The organism is Photobacterium damselae, assembly GCF_003026815.1.
GTDB classification, from domain to species: Bacteria; Pseudomonadota; Gammaproteobacteria; order Enterobacterales; family Vibrionaceae; genus Photobacterium; species Photobacterium damselae.
On record NZ_PYOG01000004.1, the window covers coordinates 170,133 to 192,445 of the forward strand.

26 protein-coding genes and 1 other RNA gene are annotated in these 22,313 nt (G+C 43.2%); 7 read left to right on the plus strand and 20 right to left on the minus strand.

From position 1 onward, the window contains the following. Positions 1-2: 2 nt before the first annotated feature. The 4 genes from ftsL to rsmI form a co-directional block, all read right to left on the minus strand. Positions 3-326 carry a cell division protein FtsL gene (gene ftsL / locus CTN07_RS06375; protein ID WP_036764783.1) on the minus strand — a complete coding sequence of 108 codons (324 nt, stop codon included), beginning with the start codon at positions 324-326 and terminating at the stop codon, positions 3-5. After that, positions 323-1,270, minus strand: a complete 948-nt coding sequence (gene rsmH, locus CTN07_RS06380) for a 16S rRNA (cytosine(1402)-N(4))-methyltransferase RsmH (RefSeq protein WP_005303747.1) — start codon at positions 1,268-1,270, stop codon at positions 323-325. The genes ftsL and rsmH overlap by 4 nt, the downstream gene beginning before the upstream one ends. A gap of 224 nt (positions 1,271-1,494) precedes the next feature. Beyond that, an RNA gene (gene rnpB, locus CTN07_RS06385) (RNase P RNA component class A) lies at positions 1,495-1,924 on the minus strand. A 113-nt stretch (positions 1,925-2,037) separates the two neighbouring features. After that, complete coding sequence (gene rsmI, locus CTN07_RS06390) at positions 2,038-2,898, minus strand: 16S rRNA (cytidine(1402)-2'-O)-methyltransferase (protein ID WP_005303744.1); 861 nt, start codon at positions 2,896-2,898, stop codon at positions 2,038-2,040. A gap of 61 nt (positions 2,899-2,959) precedes the next feature. On the opposite strand from rsmI, the gene CTN07_RS06395 reads away from it, so the two are divergent. Then, the gene (locus CTN07_RS06395) at positions 2,960-4,873 is read left to right on the plus strand and encodes a penicillin-binding protein activator (protein WP_107183688.1); all 1,914 of its coding nucleotides are present in this window, start codon (positions 2,960-2,962) and stop codon (positions 4,871-4,873) included. Between the two features lie 49 nt (positions 4,874-4,922). Here the strand turns inward: CTN07_RS06395 and nadC are convergent, their stop codons facing one another. Further along, entirely contained in the window at positions 4,923-5,810 is an 888-nt protein-coding gene (gene nadC / locus CTN07_RS06400) for a carboxylating nicotinate-nucleotide diphosphorylase (protein ID WP_005303737.1), read from the minus strand. Between the two features lie 236 nt (positions 5,811-6,046). Between nadC and CTN07_RS06405 the strand changes: the two genes are divergently transcribed. Genes CTN07_RS06405 through CTN07_RS06415 form a run of 3 tightly spaced genes read left to right on the plus strand, consistent with a single transcriptional unit; the run spans position 6,047 to position 7,555 of the window. After that, positions 6,047-6,421 (plus strand): YraN family protein, encoded by a 375-nt coding sequence (locus tag CTN07_RS06405; RefSeq protein WP_085999130.1) that lies wholly within the window; start codon positions 6,047-6,049, stop codon positions 6,419-6,421. Between the two features lie 3 nt (positions 6,422-6,424). Continuing rightward, entirely contained in the window at positions 6,425-7,015 is a 591-nt protein-coding gene (locus CTN07_RS06410; protein ID WP_005303734.1) for a phosphoheptose isomerase, read from the plus strand. Positions 7,016-7,018: 3 nt separating this feature from the next. Continuing rightward, positions 7,019-7,555, plus strand: coding sequence for a BON domain-containing protein (locus tag CTN07_RS06415; protein ID WP_036764777.1), 537 nt, complete (start codon positions 7,019-7,021; stop codon positions 7,553-7,555). 69 nt (positions 7,556-7,624) lie between these two features. On the opposite strand, the gene sspB is transcribed toward CTN07_RS06415, so the two are convergent. From sspB to zapE, 8 genes are all read right to left on the minus strand, one after another. Further along, positions 7,625-8,128, minus strand: a complete 504-nt coding sequence (gene sspB, locus CTN07_RS06420; RefSeq protein ID WP_036764774.1) for a ClpXP protease specificity-enhancing factor — start codon at positions 8,126-8,128, stop codon at positions 7,625-7,627. Position 8,129: 1 nt separating this feature from the next. Further along, the gene (gene sspA / locus CTN07_RS06425) at positions 8,130-8,768 is read right to left on the minus strand and encodes a stringent starvation protein SspA (RefSeq protein ID WP_005303729.1); all 639 of its coding nucleotides are present in this window, start codon (positions 8,766-8,768) and stop codon (positions 8,130-8,132) included. Positions 8,769-8,853: 85 nt separating this feature from the next. Beyond that, positions 8,854-9,591 (minus strand): cytochrome c1, encoded by a 738-nt coding sequence (locus CTN07_RS06430; RefSeq protein WP_005303728.1) that lies wholly within the window; start codon positions 9,589-9,591, stop codon positions 8,854-8,856. Continuing rightward, on the minus strand, positions 9,588-10,853 hold the full coding sequence (locus tag CTN07_RS06435; RefSeq protein ID WP_005303725.1) for a cytochrome b: 1,266 nt from the start codon (positions 10,851-10,853) through the stop codon (positions 9,588-9,590). The genes CTN07_RS06430 and CTN07_RS06435 overlap by 4 nt, the downstream gene beginning before the upstream one ends. Beyond that, on the minus strand, positions 10,853-11,446 hold the full coding sequence (gene petA / locus CTN07_RS06440) for a ubiquinol-cytochrome c reductase iron-sulfur subunit (protein WP_005303722.1): 594 nt from the start codon (positions 11,444-11,446) through the stop codon (positions 10,853-10,855). Before petA ends, CTN07_RS06435 begins: the two co-directional genes overlap by 1 nt. Positions 11,447-11,860: 414 nt before the next feature. Further along, positions 11,861-12,253 carry a 30S ribosomal protein S9 gene (gene rpsI / locus CTN07_RS06445; protein ID WP_005303719.1) on the minus strand — a complete coding sequence of 131 codons (393 nt, stop codon included), beginning with the start codon at positions 12,251-12,253 and terminating at the stop codon, positions 11,861-11,863. Positions 12,254-12,268: 15 nt separating this feature from the next. Continuing rightward, entirely contained in the window at positions 12,269-12,697 is a 429-nt protein-coding gene (gene rplM / locus CTN07_RS06450) for a 50S ribosomal protein L13 (protein ID WP_005303716.1), read from the minus strand. Between the two features lie 268 nt (positions 12,698-12,965). Continuing rightward, positions 12,966-14,069: a cell division protein ZapE gene (zapE, locus tag CTN07_RS06455; protein ID WP_005303712.1), complete on the minus strand. Its 1,104-nt coding sequence runs from the start codon at positions 14,067-14,069 to the stop codon at positions 12,966-12,968. A 155-nt stretch (positions 14,070-14,224) separates the two neighbouring features. Here zapE and zapG point away from each other — a divergent pair, with 155 nt between their 5' ends. From zapG to degS, 3 genes are all read left to right on the plus strand, one after another. Then, complete coding sequence (zapG, locus tag CTN07_RS06460) at positions 14,225-14,686, plus strand: Z-ring associated protein ZapG (RefSeq protein WP_036765272.1); 462 nt, start codon at positions 14,225-14,227, stop codon at positions 14,684-14,686. A 113-nt stretch (positions 14,687-14,799) separates the two neighbouring features. Next, positions 14,800-16,167, plus strand: coding sequence for a Do family serine endopeptidase (locus tag CTN07_RS06465; RefSeq protein WP_171027371.1), 1,368 nt, complete (start codon positions 14,800-14,802; stop codon positions 16,165-16,167). A gap of 147 nt (positions 16,168-16,314) precedes the next feature. Continuing rightward, positions 16,315-17,430 (plus strand): outer membrane-stress sensor serine endopeptidase DegS, encoded by a 1,116-nt coding sequence (degS, locus tag CTN07_RS06470; RefSeq protein WP_005303703.1) that lies wholly within the window; start codon positions 16,315-16,317, stop codon positions 17,428-17,430. A gap of 105 nt (positions 17,431-17,535) precedes the next feature. On the opposite strand, the gene murA is transcribed toward degS, so the two are convergent. The 7 genes from murA to mlaF are packed head-to-tail and all read right to left on the minus strand — an operon-like array spanning position 17,536 to position 22,164. Then, positions 17,536-18,792, minus strand: coding sequence for a UDP-N-acetylglucosamine 1-carboxyvinyltransferase (gene murA, locus CTN07_RS06475; RefSeq protein ID WP_005303700.1), 1,257 nt, complete (start codon positions 18,790-18,792; stop codon positions 17,536-17,538). Positions 18,793-18,802: 10 nt separating this feature from the next. Then, positions 18,803-19,057 carry a BolA family iron metabolism protein IbaG gene (gene ibaG, locus CTN07_RS06480; protein WP_005303697.1) on the minus strand — a complete coding sequence of 85 codons (255 nt, stop codon included), beginning with the start codon at positions 19,055-19,057 and terminating at the stop codon, positions 18,803-18,805. Between the two features lie 19 nt (positions 19,058-19,076). Continuing rightward, a complete protein-coding gene (locus CTN07_RS06485) occupies positions 19,077-19,388 on the minus strand; it encodes an STAS domain-containing protein (protein ID WP_036764771.1) in 312 nt (103 codons plus the stop codon). 2 nt (positions 19,389-19,390) lie between these two features. Beyond that, positions 19,391-20,026 carry a phospholipid-binding protein MlaC gene (gene mlaC, locus CTN07_RS06490; protein WP_005303694.1) on the minus strand — a complete coding sequence of 212 codons (636 nt, stop codon included), beginning with the start codon at positions 20,024-20,026 and terminating at the stop codon, positions 19,391-19,393. Positions 20,027-20,035: 9 nt separating this feature from the next. After that, positions 20,036-20,515 (minus strand): outer membrane lipid asymmetry maintenance protein MlaD, encoded by a 480-nt coding sequence (gene mlaD / locus CTN07_RS06495; protein ID WP_036764769.1) that lies wholly within the window; start codon positions 20,513-20,515, stop codon positions 20,036-20,038. A gap of 25 nt (positions 20,516-20,540) precedes the next feature. Further along, positions 20,541-21,323, minus strand: coding sequence for a lipid asymmetry maintenance ABC transporter permease subunit MlaE (gene mlaE, locus CTN07_RS06500; protein WP_005303692.1), 783 nt, complete (start codon positions 21,321-21,323; stop codon positions 20,541-20,543). A gap of 28 nt (positions 21,324-21,351) precedes the next feature. Continuing rightward, positions 21,352-22,164 carry a phospholipid ABC transporter ATP-binding protein MlaF gene (mlaF, locus tag CTN07_RS06505; RefSeq protein WP_005303689.1) on the minus strand — a complete coding sequence of 271 codons (813 nt, stop codon included), beginning with the start codon at positions 22,162-22,164 and terminating at the stop codon, positions 21,352-21,354. Positions 22,165-22,313 lie beyond the last annotated feature (149 nt).

Sequence of the window (22,313 nt, forward strand, 5' to 3'; positions counted from 1 at the left end):
ACTTATTTAATAACTACTTCATTGGTGGTAGTTGGACGCTCCATTTTTAGCTCTTGCTCAGCTAAACGCTCAATACGACTGTGCTCAGCCAAAGCATTTTCTTCTAGTAACTGGTTACGCCATTCGATATCCAACTGATCTCGCTGGATCAAGAGTTGCTCTTGCTGCGAGATCAATTGACGAGATTGGTGCGTGATTAATACCACGCCCAATGCAGAAGCTAGGATACAAATGGCTAAAACCAGAGGAACACATCCAACTGTGATTAAATCTTTACCGATAACTTTGGATAGATTTATTGAGGCTTCAGTCTCTTTCTTATTCATAGACGCTCAGCTAAACGTAACACTGAACTGCGGGCACGGGCATTGTAACCGAGTTCATTTTGCGATGGTTTGATCGCTTTACTTGCTAATTTAAGATCGGCACTACCTAGTGCTTTGATCTGCTCTTCAGTAAGCGGTAAACCTGCTGGGATCTCTGGGCCTTTGCTCTTATTTCGCATAAAACGCTTAACCATACGATCTTCTAGCGAATGGAAGCTGATTACCGATAAACGACCACCTGGAGCAAGAATATTCACCGCACCATTTAAGGCTGTTGCAATCTCATCCAACTCACTATTGATATAGATACGAATAGCTTGGAAACTGCGAGTTGCAGGATGCTTATGCTTGTCTTTAAATGGAGAGACCTGAGCAATCAAATTCGCCAGCTGTAATGTGCGAGTTAAAGGCTCTTTCTCTGGATCTTCACGGTGCTCAACGATGCCTCGTGCAATACGTTTTGCAAAACGCTCTTCACCAAACTCTTTAAGTACCCATGCAATATCAGATGCATCTGCAGTTGCTAGCCACTCAGAAGCCGCTTGACCCGAAGTTGGATCCATACGCATATCAAGAGGGCCGTCACGCATAAAGCTAAAGCCACGCTCAGCATCGTCCAGCTGAGGTGATGACACACCAAGATCGAGTAAAATGCCGTCAACACGACCAATAAGATCACGCTCTTCCATATACTTTTCCATGCCCGAGAAAGGCCCATGGATAATATTGAAGCGAGGATCATCGATCTTCTGAGCTTCAGCAATCGCTTGAGGATCGCGATCGATACTATAAAGACGACCATTTTCGCCCAATTTAGATAAAATCAGACGGCTGTGACCACCTCGGCCAAAAGTACCATCGATATAGATTCCATCAGGTTTAATTGCTAATCCGTCTACTGATTCGTGAAGTAAGACAGATACATGCTCAAATTGTTCAGACATATAAGTAAATTCTGCAAAAGTGAAGTCTTACTAAGACACCTAAGGTCCTAGCCAGAAATTGTATTGAAGTGTACGTATCCGATAAAAAATTTGTCAAGTATATGACAGTATTTCCCACAGAGATATAACATCGCTCTGATATTTCTAGCAGAATAAGTACAGTATTGAAATTTCAGATAGAAAAAAAGCGGTGCTTGTAAATACAAACACCGCTTTTCATGAATGAAGGGAGTCGGCCTATGAGCCGGGTTCTGTTCTGCTTACGCAGTGGTAATCATTCATCTAGGCCTGCAATTGCTCACAGGCTCAAGCAACCTACCCGTCCCCAAACGCGGGCCGCGCTATGTAGGGACCTATTTGGTCTTGCTCCGGGTGGAGTTTACCGTGCCACGAACTATTACTAGACGCGCGGTGCGCTCTTACCGCACCCTTTCACCCTTACCTGTACCTAAAAAGGCCATCGGCGGTTTACTCTCTGCTGCACTGGTCGTAGGCTCACGCCCCCCAGACGTTATCTGGCACCCTGCCCTATGGAGCCCGGACTTTCCTCCCCTTTGTTCGTCTCCCATCGGACTTCAACATCAGTTTCCTTGCGGACCTCAATGTCAGTCTCCTGAAGGACGGCAACAAAGCAGCGATTACCCAGCCAACTCCGAAGCGCTATTGTATAAGACTTAGTTCACACTTGCTAGTGAAAACCGAAGCAAATCCACAGTAAGAGCAAAAAACACCCAACTGATTTAAATTTGCACAAAACAGCGACATATTTAATCGAGGTTTTCTAAACCCCACTTATACAGCGCATTCTTCTTCACGTTATGAATTTCTGCCGCCAATGCCGAAGCTTTTTTAAGTGGCAGTTCTTTCACTAACAAACCTAGCGTGCGCAAAGCATCGGCCGGTAAATCGTCTTTTTGAGGACGGTGTCCTGCAACCAATAACACCATTTCACCACGAAGACGGTTGGTATCTTGATTTAGCCACTCAATTAGCTCACCCAGTGGCGCACCATAAATCGTTTCATACGTTTTTGTTAACTCTCGCGCTAACACTACTTGGCGTTCAGGGCCTAACACAGCTAACATATCAGCTAAAGAATCAGTGATTCGGTGTGGTGACTCATAAAAAATCAATGTTCGTTCATCATCAGCCAAGTTTTGGAAGCAATCGCGACGGCCTTTGCTTTTTGGTGGGAGAAAACCCTCAAAACTGAAGCGATCTGATGGTAAACCTGCGCCACTTAGTGCTGTAATAACGGCGCATGGTCCAGGAAGTGGGACAACTTTAACACCCGCTTGACGACAACGATTGACAAAATGGTATCCTGGATCGCTGATTAATGGAGTGCCTGCATCCGATACTAATGCAATGCTTACTCCTGATTGAAGCTTCTCAATTAAAAAGTCAGCTTTTTGCTGCTCATTATGATCGTGAAGTGCAAAGGTGCGGGTTGAGATAGAAAAATGGGACAACAACCGCGAAGTATGACGAGTATCTTCTGCTGCAATTAGGTCTACGTTAGCCAATACGTCAAGAGCTCGCTGTGTAATATCAGCTAAGTTACCGATTGGCGTCGGCACAATGTACAAGGTAGCAACATCTACCGAGCATGAAGTGGTTTCGCTCATTTGTCTAGAATCTCATCTGCAATTAATATAAAGAGTAATGTGTCACAGTTGAATGAACTCAATGATCAAGTTTACCCATAAGCGTAAGAGTGTAACACGACTGATGGCTCCTGTAGCCTTTGCTGTATTAATGGCAGGTTGTAGTAGCAATCCTTATTTCCATCAGGCGCCGAACACCGATATTACTGCCGCAGCTACATTGAGCTCTGCGGATTACCTAAGTAAAGCTCAAGCCAGCGAAGGTGCTGACCGCATTAACTGGGATCTTTTAGCCTTAAAAGCACTCATTAAAGAAGGCCGCTACCCTCAAGCTGAGCAGCTTACAGACCAACTTTCTCGTCAAACGATGAGCCCAATGCAAATTGCAGAATGGCAACTTGCACGAGCAGACTTGCGTAATGTTCAAGGTAATGCTCAATTAGCACTGTCTGGTCTTCAATTTCAGCCATCTTGGAGTTTAGCTACCAGCCAATATCGCCGTTATTACCAGCTACGCGCAAAACTGCTGGAACAATTAGACCAAAGTTTTGCCGCAGCACGTGAACGCACCAAACTTGATCTGTACCTTAGCCCGGAGCAAAAACAAGCTAACTGGCAAGCCCTATGGCAAGACCTATCGCCATACAGCAATGAGCAGTTAAGCCAAGCTCGTATTGGTAAAGATGAAACTGTTCTTCAAGGTTGGGCTCAACTTGCAATGCTCAAAAATAGCTACGGTTATAATCCAGAACAGCTAAAAGAAAAAGTAAACCAGTGGCTGAGTATGAATCCGTACCATCCAGCTAATGCTTACTTACCAGAGCAGCTTGATAACATCATGAACATGAAGGCCCCTCAGCTTAATAAGGTTGCGCTATTGCTACCATTAAGCGGTCGTTTCTCTGCACAAGGCCAAGCCGTTCGTGATGGTTTTATGAATGCGATCTTAGATGATCCAAATCGCAATCCTAATGCTGTACTTAATGTTTATGATACTGATGCCGAATCCATTGCGAGTATCGTAGGTAAACTGCAACAAAATGGCACTGAGTTTGTCGTTGGTCCGCTTCGTAAAGATAAAATTGTTGAGTTCCAAAAAGCCAATAGTGCAAATGTTCCTATGTTGGCCCTTAATGAGCCAAGTGTGATTACAAGCAGTCAGCCAACAGCGTGCTACTACTCATTGTCACCAGAACAAGAAGCAGAGCAAGCAGCGGAGCATATCTACCAAGAAGGTAAGCACTACCCAATCGTGCTATTCCCAGATAGTAGCTATGGCCAACGTGTTAGTGCCGCTTTTGTTAATCAGTGGAAAGAACTCACTGGCTATGCTCCATTTAGCGGTTCATTTGGTTCGAAAGCTCAGATCCAGCAACAAATCAGCCAGATCTTTGGGCCAACAGCTCGCCGTTCTCGTGCTAACCAAATTGCTCAGATTTCAGCATCAACGGGAATAGAAGGAAGTCGCGCTGCCGATGCCATCTACATTATCGGTAGTAAGAGCGAACTGACGCTAATTAAGCCATTTATCGAACTTAACATCGATCCAAGTATTGCCCCACCAGCTATGTATGCAAGCTCCCGCAGTAACTCAGACTCGAAAAGCTTTGAGTTAAATGGTGTGGAATACAGTGATATCCCACTACTGGTAAGCCCAGACCCAAGCTTTATGGCACACTTTAACCAACTGTGGCCAAATCAAGGTAAAACCAGTGTTCGTCTTCATGCATTTGGTATGGATGCGTACAAAGTGGCCACAGAGCTTCCTCAACTTCGAGCAATTCCAGGTTTCACTGCATCGGGAGCAACGGGTAAGCTAAGTGTTGATAGCCAGTGTGTGGTTCAGCGTCAATTGGACTGGGGCACATTTGGTAGTACCCCAATTACAGAAGAGGCTGTAACGGATCAAACAGATACAACAGCCACTGATGATGCTTCTGATACCCCAGACAGTACAACCTCAGTATCAGAGCAAGATAGCTCAAATACGCTTTAAATAAAAAATCCCCAGACTGCAAAGTACTGGGGATTTTTGTATCTAGTGGTTATTGAAAACGCATCGATAAGTCCATTGCTCGAATATGCTTGGTTAATGCGCCAACAGAAATATAGTCCACCCCAGTTGCTGCACATTCCGCCAATGTTTCTAACGTGACATTACCAGAGTTTTCAAGTACAGCCCGTCCGGCATTTAAAGCCACCGCTTCTCGCATCATGGCAAAACTAAAATTATCGAGCATGATGATATCCGCACCCGCCTCTATCGCTAACTCCAATTCAGCAAGACTTTCGGTTTCAACTTCAACTGGCTTATTAGGATTCAGTTGTTTGGCTTGAGATATGGCTTGTTTGATCCCACCACAAGCGGCGATATGGTTTTCTTTAATCAGATAAGCATCAAAAACGCCCAGACGATGATTATATCCCCCACCGCAAGCAACCGCATATTTTAAAGCGCTACGTAGTCCTGGAATCGTTTTACGGGTATCTAGCAAACGGGTATGAGTTCCTGCCAATTGAGCGACATAACGGGCCGTTTCAGTAGCACAACCAGAGAGTGTTTGAATAAAATTCATTGCATTACGCTCTCCGGTTAGCAGCAAACGCGAAGGGCCAGTTAAACGGCATAAGACTTGATTTGCCGTTACCGGTTCGCCGTCTTGAACTAGCCATTCAATTGCCACCTTTCCTCCTAGCTGACGAAAGACTTCATCAGCCCATAACTGACCACAAAAAATACCATCTTCTCGTGTAATAATGGTTGCTATGCTTATGCTTTCTTGCGGAATCAGTGCTGCGGTAATATCACGCTCAGCATCAATCACGCCACCTAAATCTTCTCGCAATGAATCTCGTACCGAACGCTCAATATCAGCAGGTAAATACTGTTGAAGTAAGGCAAAGCGAGCCGCACTATCGTGATTTTTTTCCATGGTAAATTTTAATCCTATTGATTTACAAGGCGTGAAGTCAGCCAATCTGCTTAAGAATAATACATGGCACTAAAGGGGGAATCCAGCCAATGTCAAAATTCAGTTTAATCAATGATTCTATGCCTCAGATAGCTGTTGTTGCAGGCAAAATAACATCGAGGACTACCCAATAGAGCATCGCAAAGGTACACTAGCGATATAACGATTTTATTCATCTCCCTCAAGGAATGAGGCTCATGAATCAACCATCATTTAATACGCGACAACAAGGTCAAGCTTTCGAAGCCTTGGCTGAATCTTATCTATGCCAACGACAGCTGGTTCCTATTATGCGGAACTTTCAATGCCGAAGTGGTGAGATAGACTTAATTATGAAAGACGGCTCTTGCATCGTATTTATTGAAGTTAAATACCGCACAAAAAGTCGTTATGGTTCAGCAGTAGATGCTGTTACCTATCATAAGCAACGAAAGCTAAAACGTACGGCACTGTTCTGGTTACAAAAAAATGGACTCTCAACCGAGCATACCGAATTTCGTTTTGATATAGTCGCTATTCAAGGTTCTGCTCATACAATTGAGTGGTTTACAAATACCCTAGTGGAAGGTTAATCCATGCTAGATAGCATCCGTGAAAGTTTTACCGAAAGTATTCAGACCCAAATTGCAGCTGCAGAAGCTCTGCCTGATGCCATTGCAAAAGCGGCTCAAGTGATGGTTCAAAGCTTACTTAACGGCAATAAAATTCTCTGTTGTGGTAATGGCGGCTCAGCAGCCAACGCTCAACATTTTGCTTCTTGTTTGATCAACCGCTTCGAAACTGAGCGTCCTAGCCTACCAGCCCTTGCATTAACTGCTGATACCACCATTTTAACCGCTGTAGCAAATGACTACTCCGGCGATCAAGTTTTTTCAAAGCAAGTTCGCGCACTAGGCCAAGCAGGTGATGTTCTTTTTGTTCTATCGACTAGTGGTAACAGCAAAAACATCATCAAAGCGATGGAAGCGGCATTAACTCGTGATATGACGATTATTGCGCTGACAGGTAAAGATGGCGGCGAAATGGCAGGTCTTCTTGGCACTCACGATGTAGAGATTCGCATCCCATCCCAACGAACAGCACGTATTCAAGAAGTTCACTTGTTAACAATTCATACTCTGTGTGATCTTATTGATCGAGTTCTCTTTCCGTATCATGAGGGCTAAATAATGCGTTGGAAAAATGGTGTTCTAGGGCTACTACTCTTAACTCTTTTTGGTTGTTCAACGATTACGGGCACCGACCCTCGCAGCTTAGAACAACAATGGCAAGATGAGCGGATTGCCATGGATATTTCAGGTCTTGCCAATAGCCGAGCTTACTATCAAAAGGTCAGTGTGACAGCCATTGCCCTCTCTGGCAAAGTACTACTTATTGGACAGGTGACCAATCCGGCAACTCAGCACGAGTTTTTAAACCAAGTTAAAAAGCTTAATAATGTAAGAACGGTATATAACCAAACTCAAATTGGACCATTGCTTGGTGTTGGACAAATTAGTTCAGACAGTTGGCTAACCACCAAAGTTAAGAGCCAATTGATTGGTAGCAAACGACTTTCTGATGCCGCTATTGAGGTCTACAGTGAAAATGGAACTGTCTATTTAGTGGGATATGTCACATCAGGACAAAGAGAGCTCGCAACGAATGTCGCTCGAAATGTATCGGGGGTCAAACGTGTTGTGACCATGTTTGAAGAACCCAAATAAGAACAATCGAAATAAAATAGAACTTCGATAAAATTCAGATAATAAAAACGCAGCCTAGGCTGCGTTTTTTTATTTTACGACACGTAAAGTTGGTCGACCACGAGGCTTTGGTGGCTCATCATCAGGATGATCATCATCACCCACTGATTCAAGCTCACCTTCTTCAACAGCAGATAAAGTCGCTTTCGGAGCTACCATATCTTCTGTATCAAAAATACCTTCGCCATTTTCTAGCTGTGCATCATAAGCAGGTTCTGGCTCAAACATTGTGCCAGCACCATTTTCACGAGCATAGATCGCCAATACTGCGTAAAGAGGTACGATAACTGAATGAGGACGACCGCCAAAGCGAGCATTAAAGCTAACCGCTTCATTACCCAGTTCTAAGTTACCAACAGCTCGTGGAACCACATTCAGAACAATCTGACCGTCGCTCACAAAATCCATTGGCACTTTTACTCCTGGCAAAGTCGCATCAACGACCAAGTGCGGAGTAAGCTCGTTATCCACTAGCCAATCATAAAACGCACGCAGTACATAGGGACGACGTGGCGTCATTTGTCCTACATCCATATTACTGACCAGCTAGACGCATTTCACGCTCAGCTTCAGTAAGAGAAGCAAGGAATGAATCACGTTCAAATACGCGAGTCATGTATGCTTTCACTTCTTTAGAACCTGGACCGCTTAACTCAATACCCATGGTAGGAAGACGCCATAACAGCGGAGCTAAGTAACAGTCAACTAGGCTGAACTCATCGCTCATGAAATATGGGTATTCAGCAAATACAGGTGCTAGTGCCAGCAGCTCTTCACGAAGTTGTTTACGTGCTTTATCTGCATCATCCAATGTGCCGTTGTTAACCTTTTCAGCTAAGGTGTACCAGTTACGCTCAACACGGTACATCATTAGACGGCTATTACCACGAGCTACCGGGTAAACAGGCATTAGAGGTGGGTGAGGGAAACGCTCATCCAAGTACTCCATAATGATGTTTGCCTGATACAACACGAGTTCACGATCAACAAGAGTTGGTACAGAATGATATGGGTTTAGGTCTAGTAGATCTTCTGGTAAGTTATTTGGCTCAACTAACTCAGTTTCAAAACTAACACCTTTCTCTGCTAGTACAATTCGTACTTGATGGCTGTAGATGTCTGAAGCATCAGAGTACAGAGTCATCACAGAGCGTTTATTGGCAGCAACAGCCATTCACCCCTCCAGTATATTCAATACATAAAAGGCAATGGAAGCACCAGCCCCCATTGCGAGATTCTTAACCCACTAGATTACCTTACTAATGGACATCACGCCAATATTCTTTCTTCAACAGTATGGCTAAAATAAAGAAAATTGCGATAAATCCCATTACCCACCAGCCCAATCGCTGACGTTCGAGTTTCATAGGTTCACCAGAATACTCAAGGAAATTCACCAAATCGCGAATCGCTTGATCATACTCTTCTTGATTTAACTCTCCTGTGCCATCTGACTCAATTCCAACAAATTCTTGAACTTCTTCACCATCAATCAGCTTAGTTTCATAAATTTTATTTGGCACACCTTGTAGCTCTTCTAGAACATGAGGCATACCTACGCTTGGAAAGACTAAGTTATTCACCCCAAATGGACGAGATGGATCGGCATAAAACGAACGTAAATAAGTATAGAGCCAATCTGTCCCCCGAACCCGAGCAACCATAGTTAAATCAGGAGCTGGCGCACCAAACGATGCTGCAGCGTAATCAGGAGAAATGCTGTTTGTCATCAGATCACCAATTTTGGCATTTTCATCAAAAACCAAATTCTCCATCATAAGATCAGGCGGGATCGCTAAATCATTCGCCACTCGCTCATAGCGTTGATACTGCATGGAGTGACAGGCTAAACAGTAATTAACAAATAATTTAGCCCCCTTTTGTAGCGATGCTTTATCTCGAAGATCATTGTTTGGTTGATCCAGCGAAACATTGGATCCAGCAGCCAATACCAATGAAGGAATAAATGCAAAGAAAACTATTAACCATTTTTTCATTTGTAATTCACCCTCTCTGGTAATGGTTTGGTCGCTTCATTTTTGCTGTAGAAGAACAACAAAACAAAAAACATGAAGTAAGCAAAACTAAAGATTTGGGCAAGCAAGGTATAGGTTGGAGTTGCCGGTAATGCACCTAAAATACCTAGCGCAACAAAGCTTACGGTAAATTGGGCAATATTGGCTAAATGAAGCTTACTGCGGTAACGAAAAGAGCGAACTTTACAACGATCAAGCCAAGGTAATAAAAACAGCATGATAATAGAAAGCCCCATCGCCGCTACACCTAATAGCTTATCAGGCACCGCTCGCAGGATGGCGTAAAATGGCGTGAAATACCAAACGGGAGCAATATGCTCAGGTGTTTTTAACGGATTAGCAGCTTCAAAGTTAGGTGGCTCAAGGAAATAGCCTCCCATCTCAGGATTAAAGAAAATGACATAGCTGAATAAGAAAGCAAATACCGCTACACCAATAAGATCTTTTACTGTGCCATAAGGGTGAAATGGGATCGAATCAATGATGTCGTACTTTTTGGTGTAGTACTTATGGAACTTAAATTGCGGACTATACCCTTCTCCTTTGCTTCCTTTTGGTAGTTTAGTCTCGATACCATCAGGGTTATTAGATCCCACTTCATGCAATGCTAAAACATGGAGAACCACAAGTAGTAGTAAGACGATAGGTAAGGCAATAACATGAAGCGCAAAGAATCGGTTGAGCGTTGCTCCAGAAATAACATAATCTCCGCGGATCCAAAGGGTCAAATCATCGCCAATGACAGGGATCGCACCGAAAAGAGAAATGATAACCTGTGCTCCCCAGTACGACATTTGCCCCCATGGCAGTAGATACCCCATAAAAGCCTCAGCCATTAAGACTAAGAAAATCAACATACCAAATAGCCATAGCAGCTCTCTAGGTTGCTGATACGAGCCGTAAATCAGGCCCCGATACATATGGAGATAGATCACCACAAAAAATGCTGACGCACCGGTAGAGTGCATATAACGTAATAGCCAACCATAATCGACATCACGCATAATATATTCAACCGATGCAAACGCCCCTTCTCCAGAAGGAACATAGTTCATCGTAAGCCAAATTCCGGTAATAAGCTGGTTAACCAAGACCAACATTGCAAGGGAACCAAACAGATACCAGAAGTTAAAATTCTTTGGCATTGGGTATTCTGACAGATGCTTTTTGTAAGCATTCATCACAGGAAGGCGTTTTTCAAGCCAAGCAGAAAATCCAGACATTAGGCAACCTCCTCCCCATCAACACCGACTAAAATCGTATTATCATCAAGAAATGTATGAGGTGGCACCACAAGGTTTAAAGGGGCTGGAACACCAGAGAAGACTCTGCCCGCCATATCAAATTTGGAACCATGACACGGACAAAAAAATCCAGATGCGATACCACTGACTTGTTCACTAAAAGTATTGGGTAAATAGGTTGGCGAACAACCAAGGTGAGTACAGATACCAACCGCTAAGAAAATTTCTGGCTTAACAGAGCGATAAGCATTTTTTGCATAATCAGGTTGTTGAGGTTCATCCGATGCAGCATCTCGTAATTGTTCATCGTGTCCTTCTAATTGCTTCAATACTGCGTCACTGCGACGAACCACCCAAACAGGCTTACCTCGCCACTCAACTCGGATCATCTGCCCCTCTTCTAGCTTGCTGATATCAACTTCGACTGGGGCTCCAGCGGCTTTTGCTTTTGCACTTGGGTTCCACGATTTAATAAATGGAACCGCAATAGCTGCAGCACCTAAACCGCCCACAACCGAGGTGGTAACGGTAAGAAACCGACGTCTGCCACTACTGATCGGCGTATTGCTCATTCAACATTCTCCCTTGTACTCCTGTACGGATTATTGTTATGTCCCTATTAGTTCCGGAGTGTTAACGACTTTACCTCATATGTTACGTCCTGTATGGCTGTTAACTACTGGCATCAGCACGCAAAAGAAGCGTATTAGCGAACGATTACAACCATCATTTTCGTCACTTTATTATCAATAGTTATTACAATATTAAACTATTGTTAACATAAAAGGATAAAGAAAAGACCTGTTAATAACAAGTTATAGACTAGGGTTTGCCATAAATGTGAGAGATAGGTGGGCTTTCAGATAAGAATGATAAATGACGTTACACAATGTCATTAAAATAAAAACAATAGATAAAGAAAAAGCCCAACCCGGAGGTTGAGCTTTTCTGTACACAGTTCCAGATATAAAATCTGAAAAGCGATATTAACGCTTAGAGAACTGTGGACGACGACGTGCTTTACGTAGACCAACTTTCTTACGTTCAACGCGACGTGCGTCACGAGTAACATAACCAGCTGCACGTAGAGCAGGACGTAGAGTCTCATCGTACTCCATAAGAGCGCGAGTGATACCGTGACGGATTGCACCTGATTGACCAGTGATACCACCACCTTTAACAGTGATGTATAGGTCAAGTTTCTCAGTCATTTCAACTAGCTCAAGAGGCTGACGAACAACCATACGAGCTGTTGGGCGACCGAAGTACTCTTCGATGCTACGCTTGTTGATTACGATGTTGCCTGTGCCTGGTTTAATGAAAACGCGAGCAGCTGAGCTTTTGCGACGGCCAGTGCCGTAGTATTGATTCTCTGCCATTGTCATAATCCCCAATTAGATGTCTAGAACTTTAGGCTGCTGTGCAGCGTGATTGTGCTCAGTACCTGCGTAAACTTTAAGCTTACGGTACATAGCACGGCCTAAAGGACCTTTAGGAAGCATGCCTTTAACAGCGATTTCGATAACCATTTCTGGTTTCTTCGCAATTAGCTTCTCAAAGCTGATTGACTTAAGACCACCGATGTAACCAGTGTGGTGGTGGTACATCTTGTCAGTCTTCTTAGCGCCAGTTACAGCAACTTTTTCTGCGTTGATAACTACGATGTAGTCACCAGTGTCAACGTGTGGAGTGTACTCCGGCTTATGCTTACCACGTAGACGAGATGCGATTTCAGTTGCTAGACGACCAAGAGTTTTACCTTCAGCGTCAACAACATACCAGTCACGTTTTACAGTTTCTGGTTTAGCAACGAAAGTTTTCATGCTAATTCTTACCCAATAATTTAAATAGTTTCACTTTCATAGGACCACCGATTGATGGCCCCTCTGTAAGAGCCCAATCATCACCCCTTCGAGTGGTTGGCACTCACGACAATTTGCCGTTACAGGTACGGTGGGTCGCAAGATTATAGAGAAGGGTGGAGAAAAAATCACCTTTTTTCCAAAAAAAAATCTAATTTTTTCTTTCTCGCTAATTTTCTCACCGTAAACACTACTTTTTCGACATTTTCATACTCACCCGATTTGAGGTTTATGGGCGGTGTTGTTGTGCCAGATAATCATGACTTTGCATTTCAATTAGCCGTGAACAGCAGCGTTCAAACTCAAATCGCAATAACGTACCTTGATACATATGCTCTATTGAAATTTGAGATGAAATCAGCAACTTAACTCGTCGCTCATAGAATTCATCCACTAATGCGATAAAACGCCGCATCGCATCATTTTGGCCATCATCCATCATCGGGATCCCTTCAACTATCACCGTATGATATAAACGTGCAATTTCAATGTAATCATTAGCACTACGAGCGGTTTGACACAGAGCTGAAAATTGGCAATACAACACATCACTCGCCTGCCCTAATGTAGCGATCGCTCTATTGTTAATATGAATCGGCTGCCCATAAATCCGAGGCTCTCTCGATAACGAAATAAAAGCCTGTTGTAACTGCTCTGCAACCACATCGGTTAATGGATAATAAAAAAGCTTAGCTTGCTCTAATTGACGCAATCGATAATCGGTCGGGGAATCTAAATGAATTACCTTACAATGTTGCTCAAGCAGCGCGATAGTCGGTAAAAAGCGAGCTCTTTGTAGGCCATTTCGATAAAGGTCATGTGGGGGAATATTCGACGTTGCCACCAAAATAATCCCCTGTGCAAATAAGGCTTCAAACAGGTTAGCCAATATCATGGCATCGGTGATATCCGAGACAAAAAATTCATCAAAGCACAACACATCTATCTGTTTATTTAAGGTCTTCGCAACCTCTTTTAATGGATCAACTTGTTGCTCTAGCTGCCCTAGCTGGCGATGAACATACTGCATAAAACGATGGAAATGGATTCTCTGTTTACGTTGAGTAGGTAATGTCTCAAAAAACAGATCCATTAAGTAAGTTTTCCCTCTTCCAACCCCTCCCCATAAATATAAGCCTTTAATTGGCACGCTCTTCGCTTGTTGTGATGGGGGGAACCATTGATGCCAAAATGAAACTTTAGCTTGCTCTGGTTTTTGCTGAAGTAAATTTTGGTATAACTCATCAAATTGTTCTATTACGGCCGCTTGGTACGGATCTGCAACAAAATCGGGTTGTTTCAGATCCAACTGATATTTTTCTATTGGCGTCATCCTTAACCTTACTTATTATCAATTTGGTGAATTTGAAAGAAGAAACACGACTCCTTTCACACAAATAGAAAATCATTATGACGGCTGGCCTGGTTTTGAGTAAATAGGACAGCGAAAGATAAATATTATTGAAGTCACAAGGAGCATGTATGGCTATGACTTGGATTCCTGCGCTATTAATTTTTGTAGTCGGCGCATTGATCGGTGCATTCGTCGCTCGATTAGGTAATAAAAACGTAAAGCAACAAAAAGAATTAAAGAAAGACTTAGACAAATCACGTTATGAATTGGAGCAATATCGTCAAGAATTGGTTGATCATTTTGCTCGTAGCGCCGAGCTACTCGATAACGTCGCAAAAGATTACAGCAAACTGTATGAGCATATGGCCAAAACCTCCACAGAGTTAATGCCAAACCTACCAGCTCAAGATAACCCATTTGCTCATCGTATTAGCAACTTAACAGCAGTTAAAGCCGAACATAGTGATGATAAGACTCAGGACCAGCCGCGTGATTATGCCAATGGTGCAACTGGCTTGTTTAGTGGTAAAACTGAGGACAAATCAGAAGTTGCTTCAGAGCCAGAAAAAGCCCCTGAAGCTAAAGTTGCGAGCTAGGACACATTTTTAATGACTCTTATCACAATTTCATGGAATAAATAATTGTGACTAGGAACTTCACTCCAGACTATCAGTCTTATTGGGACAGATATTACTGGAGTGAAGAAATAATGAGAAAACCTCTGCTTGTTTTAAGTGCACTGGCTTTAGGTATTAGTTCAGTTGTCACCCCGATGACGGCAACTGCGGCGTTACCTACCGCCGTTAATAATCAACAAGTACCTAGCCTTGCGCCAATGCTTGAGCAAGTAACACCAGCTGTAGTAAGCATTGCAGTTGAAGGCAAACACGTTTCCAAACAGCGCCTACCTGAGGCTTATCGCTTTTTCTTTGGTCCAGATTTCCCTACCGAGCAAGTACGAGAACAACCATTTAGAGGGTTAGGCTCGGGGGTCATTATTGACGCTAAAAAAGGGTATGTCGTTACCAATAACCATGTTGTTGATGGCGCAGATACCATCAAAGTACAGCTTTCTGACGGACGTGAGGTAAAAGCAAAGCTGCTTGGTACCGATAAAATGTCTGATATTGCGCTGCTGCAATTAGAAGATGCCAAAGATCTTACGGCTATCAAACTCGCTGACTCTGATAATCTTCGCGTAGGTGATTTTGCCGTTGCTATCGGTAACCCATTTGGCCTAGGACAAACAGTAACATCAGGTATTGTTTCCGCACTTGGTCGTAGTGGTTTAAATATCGAGAACTTCGAAAACTTTATCCAAACTGATGCGCCAATCAATAGCGGTAACTCAGGTGGTGCCTTAGTAAACCTAAATGGTGAGTTAATTGGTATTAATACCGCGATTCTTGGCCCTAACGGTGGTAACGTCGGTATCGGTTTTGCAATCCCTGCTAATATGGTGAAAAACTTAACAGATCAACTTATCGAATTTGGTCAAGTTAAGCGCGGTGTTCTGGGTGTTACTGGTGGTGAGCTAACCTCTGAGCTAGCTGAAACCTTTGGCTATAAGACGAATCACGGTGCGTTTGTAAGCCAAGTACTTCCTGAAGGCTCTGCGGCAAAAGCTGGTCTAAAAGCGGGTGATATTATTGTTTCAGTCAATAATAAGCCGATTCGCACTTTCAGTGAATTACGCGCAAAAATTGCAACTCTAGGTGCTGGTAAAAAAGTAACACTAGGCCTAATTCGCGATGGTAAAGAGCTGAATGTTCCTGTGACTTTAGAAGCGGCAAAACAGACTCAAGTTAAAGCTGATGATCTGCATGAAAGCTTAGCCGGTGCTGAATTTGCTAATACTAGCCCAGAAGATAAAGTTCACGGAGTTAAAGTAACCGAGCTGAACAAACAATCTATTGCGGCTCGCTATGGCTTGAAGAAGGGCGATATTATTATTGGTCTAAACCGTCAGCCAATTAAAAACCTTGGCGAACTTCGTAAGGCGCTTGAGAAAAAACCAAACGTACTTGCAATGGAAGTTAAACGTGGTGATAGCGTATTGTATTTAATCATGCGTTAATCATACTCTAATCCCCATTGATTGAGCCTCAGTTCACGTAAACTGGGGCTTTTTTATGGATTCAATTTGGTTATCTCTTCGCTGTAATGCTATTCTTGAGCACCTTTTGTAGATTTTATTTTCCGAGCTTTTTTCAGAGGAACTTTAATGCTGGCTTTTCTTGGGCGTTCAGTTTTGCTAGGCCTTGCCACTGCTGCAATTTTACTGCTAGCTGTTCCTGATTTACGTCAAAATATAATCTCTGCTCCAACGGTCTCTATTAGTGATGACGACTCAAGCTCACAGTTATCTTTTAACTATGCGGTTCGTCGCGCATCACCAGCTGTTGTTAATATTTATAACCGTCGCTATAACACCGAAGATCGCCTTAAGCTTACCACTCAAGGTTTAGGCTCTGGCGTTATCATGAGCGATAAAGGTTATATTTTAACAAACTACCATGTTGTCGCTCAGGCAGACCAAGTTATTGTCGCCTTACAAGACGGTCGTTTCTTTACCGCTCAATTGATTGGTAAAGATCAAGAAACCGATCTTGCCGTCTTAAAAATCAATGCCGAAAACTTACCTGTAATTCCCGTTAATCCAAACTATAAAGCGGCGGTTGGTGATGTTGTTTTAGCTATAGGTAACCCATATAACCTGGGCCAAACCACAACCTTTGGTATCATTTCAGCAACAGGACGCTCTGGAGTCAGTTTTTACGGCCATCAGGACTTTTTACAAACCGATGCAGCAATCAATGAGGGTAACTCAGGGGGGGCTCTGGTTAATACTAAAGGTGAGCTGGTCGGTATCAATACTGCATCCTTCCACCCTGCTAATATTGAAACATACGGTATTTCTTTTGCCATACCTTATGAGTCAGCGATTAAGATCATGAAAAAACTGATTGCAGATGGTCGTGTGATTCGAGGCTATATCGGCATTGATGGCAGTGAAATAAACCCAGTGATGGCACGCTTATATGATGCAGATCAAATCAATGGGATCTTGGTTCTGGGCATGAATCCAGATGGACCGGCAGCAAAAGCTGGGATTCATGTTCGTGATATCTTGGTCGAAATTGACGGTAAACCAGTTAAAGATATGCTCAGTGTTCTTGATATTGTTACCGACATTCGCCCAGGTACTCATGTCAAAGTAAAAGTACTGCGCAATGGTAAGCCAATGATTTTAGATGTGTTAATTGGTAATAAACCAGAGAACTTAGGGACAAAACCTGAACCGCCAGTACAGCAACTTCCCCCAGTACCACCAAGCTAGATAATGGCGTGAATAACCATTAACAAATATGATCTATTAACATTCTGAGATATAAAAAACCTCGCACACTGGCGAGGTTTTTTATATCAAGCAATTAAGAGTCTCTTATTCACTGATACGTTCGATATTCATACCAAGCGCACTAAACTTATCTTCAATACGCTCATAACCACGATCGATGTGGTAGATACGATCAACGATAGTTTCGCCTTTTGCAATGCTACCCGCAATTACTAAGCTTGCCGATGCACGAAGGTCTGTTGCCATTACCTGAGCACCACTTAGGCCCTCGGTATCACCACAAATAACTGTGTTACCTTCGATCTCAGCATGAGCGCCCATACGGATCAACTCAGGAATATGCATAAAGCGGTTTTCGAAAATGGTTTCCGTAATAATACCAGTACCTTTTGCCATTAAGTTCAGCAAAGAGAACTGAGCTTGCATGTCTGTCGGGAAACCTGGGTGTGGAGCAGTACGAATATTTACTGCTTTAAGCTCACGATCAGTCATATCTAAGCTGATCCAATCGTCACCAGTTTCTACCTTAGCACCCGCCTCTTCAAGCTTGGCTAACACCGCATCCATTAGACTTGCTTTCGTACCACGGCATACGATCTTACCGCCAGATACAGCAGCTGCTACAAGGAAAGTACCAGTCTCAATACGGTCAGGAACCACACTGTGATAACCACCACCTAAACGCTCAACACCATCAATGATAATAGTATCTGTGCCAGCACCTGTGATTTTCGCACCAATCGCTTTTAAGAAATCAGCAGTATCAACAATTTCTGGTTCACGAGCAGCATTTTCAATGATGGTTTGACCTTCAGCTAATGTTGCCGCACACATAATCGTTACTGTCGCACCAACACTCACTTTATCCATCACGATATGAGCGCCTTTTAGACGACCATCAACATGCGCTTTTACATAGCCCTCTTCTAGGGTAATGGTCGCACCTAATTGCTCAAGACCTGTAATATGCAGATCAACAGGGCGAGCACCAATCGCACAACCACCAGGAAGAGAAACCTGACCTTGACCAAAACGAGCCACCAATGGACCTAGAGCCCAGATAGAAGCACGCATTGTTTTTACTAAATCGTAAGGTGCGCAATACTCATTCACGCCACTTGCGTCGACATGAACAGAGCCATTACGGGAAACTTTTGCACCAAGACGGCTTAACAGTTCCATTGTTGTATCGATGTCGCGTAACTTTGGTACATTTGCTACTTCAACCGGTTCTTCTGCTAATAGCGCAGCAAAAAGAATAGGTAATGCGGCATTTTTAGCACCAGAGATAGCAACCTCACCACATAGCGGACCACCGCCTTGAATACGAAACTTCTGCATTTTCTACCTCTTATAGCGACATCAATTTACGATCACGCGCCCACTCTTGAGGAGTAAACGTTTTAATACTTAACGCGTGAATGTCATTAGCCGCAATATGTCCCATCAGAGGGCCATAAATTGTTTGTTGTTTTTTTACTCGGCTCATACCATCAAAGATTGCACCTACCGCAATCACTTCATAATGGCTACCTTCACCCTTTACGATCACTTCGTCTAGTTCAAGGGCACTTTCCAGAATGGCTTTGATCTCTGAAATTTCCACAAGCTGTCCTCTTAACGACTTACTCCATGCAAGCCGTAAACATTGATTCTACATGGCTTAATCGCAGCAACGTCATCAATTGCTGCGGAACATGACACAGGGAAACCGTGCTCCCTGCTTGTTGTAACTGTTGGATTAAATGCAGCAGCATAACCATACCGGCAGAATCGATACGTGCTAGCTCAGCCAGATCGATTCGAACTGTTTCTTGCTGAGGCATCCAATTCTGACGGTTTTGCCAAAGGTCGGGCACTGTGTCACGATCTAGCGCACCTGACAAGGAATAATCCCCATTTTCATGCGCCTGCCACACAATCTTTTGTGCCGTCATGCTTACTTATCCTCGAAATGAATTGGCTTCGCAGCTAAATCTTGTAGCGATTTAGTTACTGCATCAATGCCTTTAGTTCGTAGCTGACCACTCCATTCGCTCTGCTTAGTCGAGATCATACTCACTCCTTCAGCAACCATGTCAAATCCTTGCCATTCTTTTGTCTTTTTGTTCAAACGAAGCTTAAAGTCCAAACGAATTGGTGGACGAGATTGATCAATAATATCTACTCGAACGGAAATAATAGAGCGATCAGCTGGAATGGCTTTTGCTGGCTCTATTTCAATTTTCTGATCGCTGTATTGAGTCAATACTTGAGCATATGACGCCACTAAATAATCAGAAAAGGCTGTAACAAAAGCATTACGCTGCTCTTTAGTGGTATTTTTTAAATTCGAACCCAGCACCTTATATGCCGCGTAACGAACATTGATGTATGGCAATAATTCTTGCTTAACAATCGTACGTAGCTCTTCAGGGTTTGAGCGAATTTGCTTTTGTTCTGCTTTTAGGCGCGCGAACATTGTGGTTGAGACCTTATCCATCATAGTGTACGGATTGGTCTGATCTACTGTTGCTGCTTGTGCCAACATCGGCAGAGCGAGCAAACACATAAGTAGAGAACGGAAAAGTTTCATATCTAACTCCTACTTTTTACTATCGCCACCAATGCTATATAGCACTTGGCCTATCATATCTTCTAGAACTAATGCTGACTTGGTGTCTTCAATTAAGCCGCCATTTTTCAACATATCGACATCATCATCGACAAATCCAGGTGAGATCCCAACATACTGCTCACCTAATAACCCTTGCGTTAAAATAGAAGCCGATGTTGTATCAGGGAAATAACCAAATTGTTTATCAATCGCCAAAGTTACAACCGGTGTATATGAGTGTTCATCAAGGTTGATTGCTGTAACACGGCCAATAGTTACCCCACCAATTTTAACGGGTGAACGTACTTTTAAACTGCCAATATTATCGAAGTGGGCTTTTAAGGTATAAGTCTCATCACTACCGAAGCTTTTGACATCAGCGACCTTAAAAACAAGCACTAACAGCGCAGCAATTCCTGCTAAGACAAATGCGCCAACCCAGAGCTCCAAACGTTTGTTCTGTTGCATCTATATATTCCAATCAATGACTGCGTTAGTTACCAAACATCAACGCGGTTAATACAAAATCTAGACCTAAAACGGCCAACGACGAATTTACGACCGTACGAGTCGTTGCTCGGCTAATACCTTCAGATGTTGGGACAGCGTCATAACCGTTGAAGACAGCAATCCAAGTTACAGTAATAGCGAAGACAACCGCTTTTAATAATCCGTTACCAATGTCATACCACACATCAACCGATGACTGCATAACAGACCAGTAACTACCGTAATCAATCCCTTTCCAGTCCACACCAACAAGTTGGCCGCCCCAAATGCCTACCGCTGTAAACATCATGGCCAGTAATGGCATAGAGATAACGCCAGCCCAAAAACGAGGTGCAATAACACGACGTAACGGATCTACCGCCATCATCTCCATACTGGATAGCTGCTCGGTTGCTTTCATTAGACCAATTTCAGCCGTTAATGCCGAACCTGCTCGACCAGCAAATAATAATGCTGTGACCACAGGGCCTAGCTCTCGTAGCAACGATAAGGCAACCATTTGCCCCAGACTGGTTTCAGCACCAAAATCCACTAATACAATATAACCTTGTAGGCTCAGTACCATGCCGATAAACAGGCCAGAGACAAGGATAATGGCAATGGAAAGAACCCCAACCGAATAGAGCTGCTTTAATAATAGCGGAAACATTTTCCGAGGCTGCGGTTTACAAATAAGCGCGCCATATAACATCAAACTTGCACGACCAACCGTTTTGCAAAGATTTAATGTTCGACGTCCAATCGCAGCAATAAAATCTGTAATCATAAATTCATTCTAATCCTTTATACGGATTTCACGCATTGGATGAACCAAAGAGCTCCTGCTGTAAATCTTGAGCAGGAAACTGGAAGCGAACCGGACCATCAGCATCACCATCAAGGAACTGACGGACACGAGGATCACTATTAGCCTGAAGTTCTTGTGGACTTCCGCTGCCAATCACTTTGCCTCCAGACAACAAATAGACATGATCAGCAATACTCATTACCTCTGGTACATCATGAGAAACAATAACAGAGGTAATACCTAATGCCTGATTAAGACTGCCAATTAGCTCAACCAACACCCCCATAGTAATAGGATCTTGGCCAACGAAAGGCTCATCATACATGATCAACTCTGGATCTAGAGCAATAGAACGAGCTAATGCTGCACGCCTTGCCATACCACCAGAAAGTTCGTTAGGTTGCAGATGTGCAGCCCCTCGTAATCCTACCGCTTCCAGTTTTAGTAGTACCAAAGTACGAATCAACTCTTCTGGCAGCTGAGTGTGCTCTCGTAGTGGAAAAGCAACATTATCAAATACATCCATATCAGTAAAAAGTGCACCAGATTGAAAGAGCATGCTCATTCGCTGACGTACTTGATACAAAGCACTGCGACCTAAAGTAGGAATATTGTGGCCATCGAACCACACTTCTCCTTCATCAGGAGCGATTTGCCCGCCAATAAGACGTAATAATGTTGTCTTACCAATTCCCGATGGCCCCATGATCGCAGTCACTTTACCTTTAGGAACAGTTAAAGAAACATTATCAAAAATCTTGCGCTCTCCTCGGCTAAAGGTCATATTTTTAACCGAAATCAGAGCTTCTTGTTTATCCATGGCCAACAAGTCTCCGCTTACAATCTGCCCAATGAAGAAAATAAATAGGCGCAATTCTACCTAGTTATTGAATGAAGTAAAAATTTTCACAACAAAAGTCATGCATTTAATTGCAATTAGCTATTTTACGTTAATGTAAAACAATATTG

Bases quoted from the DNA above. Each gene is read 5' to 3' on its own strand.
- ftsL (WP_036764783.1), bottom strand. From the start codon at position 326: ATGAATAAGAAAGAGACTGAAGCCTCAATAAATCTATCCAAAGTTATC.
- rsmH (WP_005303747.1), bottom strand. From the start codon at position 1,270: ATGTCTGAACAATTTGAGCATGTATCTGTCTTACTTCACGAATCAGTA.
- rsmI (WP_005303744.1), bottom strand. From the start codon at position 2,898: ATGAGCGAAACCACTTCATGCTCGGTAGATGTTGCTACCTTGTACATT.
- CTN07_RS06395 (WP_107183688.1), top strand. From the start codon at position 2,960: ATGATCAAGTTTACCCATAAGCGTAAGAGTGTAACACGACTGATGGCT.
- nadC (WP_005303737.1), bottom strand. From the start codon at position 5,810: ATGGAAAAAAATCACGATAGTGCGGCTCGCTTTGCCTTACTTCAACAG.
- CTN07_RS06405 (WP_085999130.1), top strand. From the start codon at position 6,047: ATGAATCAACCATCATTTAATACGCGACAACAAGGTCAAGCTTTCGAA.
- CTN07_RS06410 (WP_005303734.1), top strand. From the start codon at position 6,425: ATGCTAGATAGCATCCGTGAAAGTTTTACCGAAAGTATTCAGACCCAA.
- CTN07_RS06415 (WP_036764777.1), top strand. From the start codon at position 7,019: ATGCGTTGGAAAAATGGTGTTCTAGGGCTACTACTCTTAACTCTTTTT.
- sspB (WP_036764774.1), bottom strand. From the start codon at position 8,128: ATGGATGTAGGACAAATGACGCCACGTCGTCCCTATGTACTGCGTGCG.
- sspA (WP_005303729.1), bottom strand. From the start codon at position 8,768: ATGGCTGTTGCTGCCAATAAACGCTCTGTGATGACTCTGTACTCTGAT.
- CTN07_RS06430 (WP_005303728.1), bottom strand. From the start codon at position 9,591: ATGAAAAAATGGTTAATAGTTTTCTTTGCATTTATTCCTTCATTGGTA.
- CTN07_RS06435 (WP_005303725.1), bottom strand. From the start codon at position 10,853: ATGTCTGGATTTTCTGCTTGGCTTGAAAAACGCCTTCCTGTGATGAAT.
- petA (WP_005303722.1), bottom strand. From the start codon at position 11,446: ATGAGCAATACGCCGATCAGTAGTGGCAGACGTCGGTTTCTTACCGTT.
- rpsI (WP_005303719.1), bottom strand. From the start codon at position 12,253: ATGGCAGAGAATCAATACTACGGCACTGGCCGTCGCAAAAGCTCAGCT.
- rplM (WP_005303716.1), bottom strand. From the start codon at position 12,697: ATGAAAACTTTCGTTGCTAAACCAGAAACTGTAAAACGTGACTGGTAT.
- zapE (WP_005303712.1), bottom strand. From the start codon at position 14,069: ATGACGCCAATAGAAAAATATCAGTTGGATCTGAAACAACCCGATTTT.
- zapG (WP_036765272.1), top strand. From the start codon at position 14,225: ATGACTTGGATTCCTGCGCTATTAATTTTTGTAGTCGGCGCATTGATC.
- CTN07_RS06465 (WP_171027371.1), top strand. From the start codon at position 14,800: ATGAGAAAACCTCTGCTTGTTTTAAGTGCACTGGCTTTAGGTATTAGT.
- degS (WP_005303703.1), top strand. From the start codon at position 16,315: ATGCTGGCTTTTCTTGGGCGTTCAGTTTTGCTAGGCCTTGCCACTGCT.
- murA (WP_005303700.1), bottom strand. From the start codon at position 18,792: ATGCAGAAGTTTCGTATTCAAGGCGGTGGTCCGCTATGTGGTGAGGTT.
- CTN07_RS06485 (WP_036764771.1), bottom strand. From the start codon at position 19,388: ATGACGGCACAAAAGATTGTGTGGCAGGCGCATGAAAATGGGGATTAT.
- mlaC (WP_005303694.1), bottom strand. From the start codon at position 20,026: ATGAAACTTTTCCGTTCTCTACTTATGTGTTTGCTCGCTCTGCCGATG.
- mlaD (WP_036764769.1), bottom strand. From the start codon at position 20,515: ATGCAACAGAACAAACGTTTGGAGCTCTGGGTTGGCGCATTTGTCTTA.
- mlaE (WP_005303692.1), bottom strand. From the start codon at position 21,323: ATGATTACAGATTTTATTGCTGCGATTGGACGTCGAACATTAAATCTT.
- mlaF (WP_005303689.1), bottom strand. From the start codon at position 22,164: ATGGATAAACAAGAAGCTCTGATTTCGGTTAAAAATATGACCTTTAGC.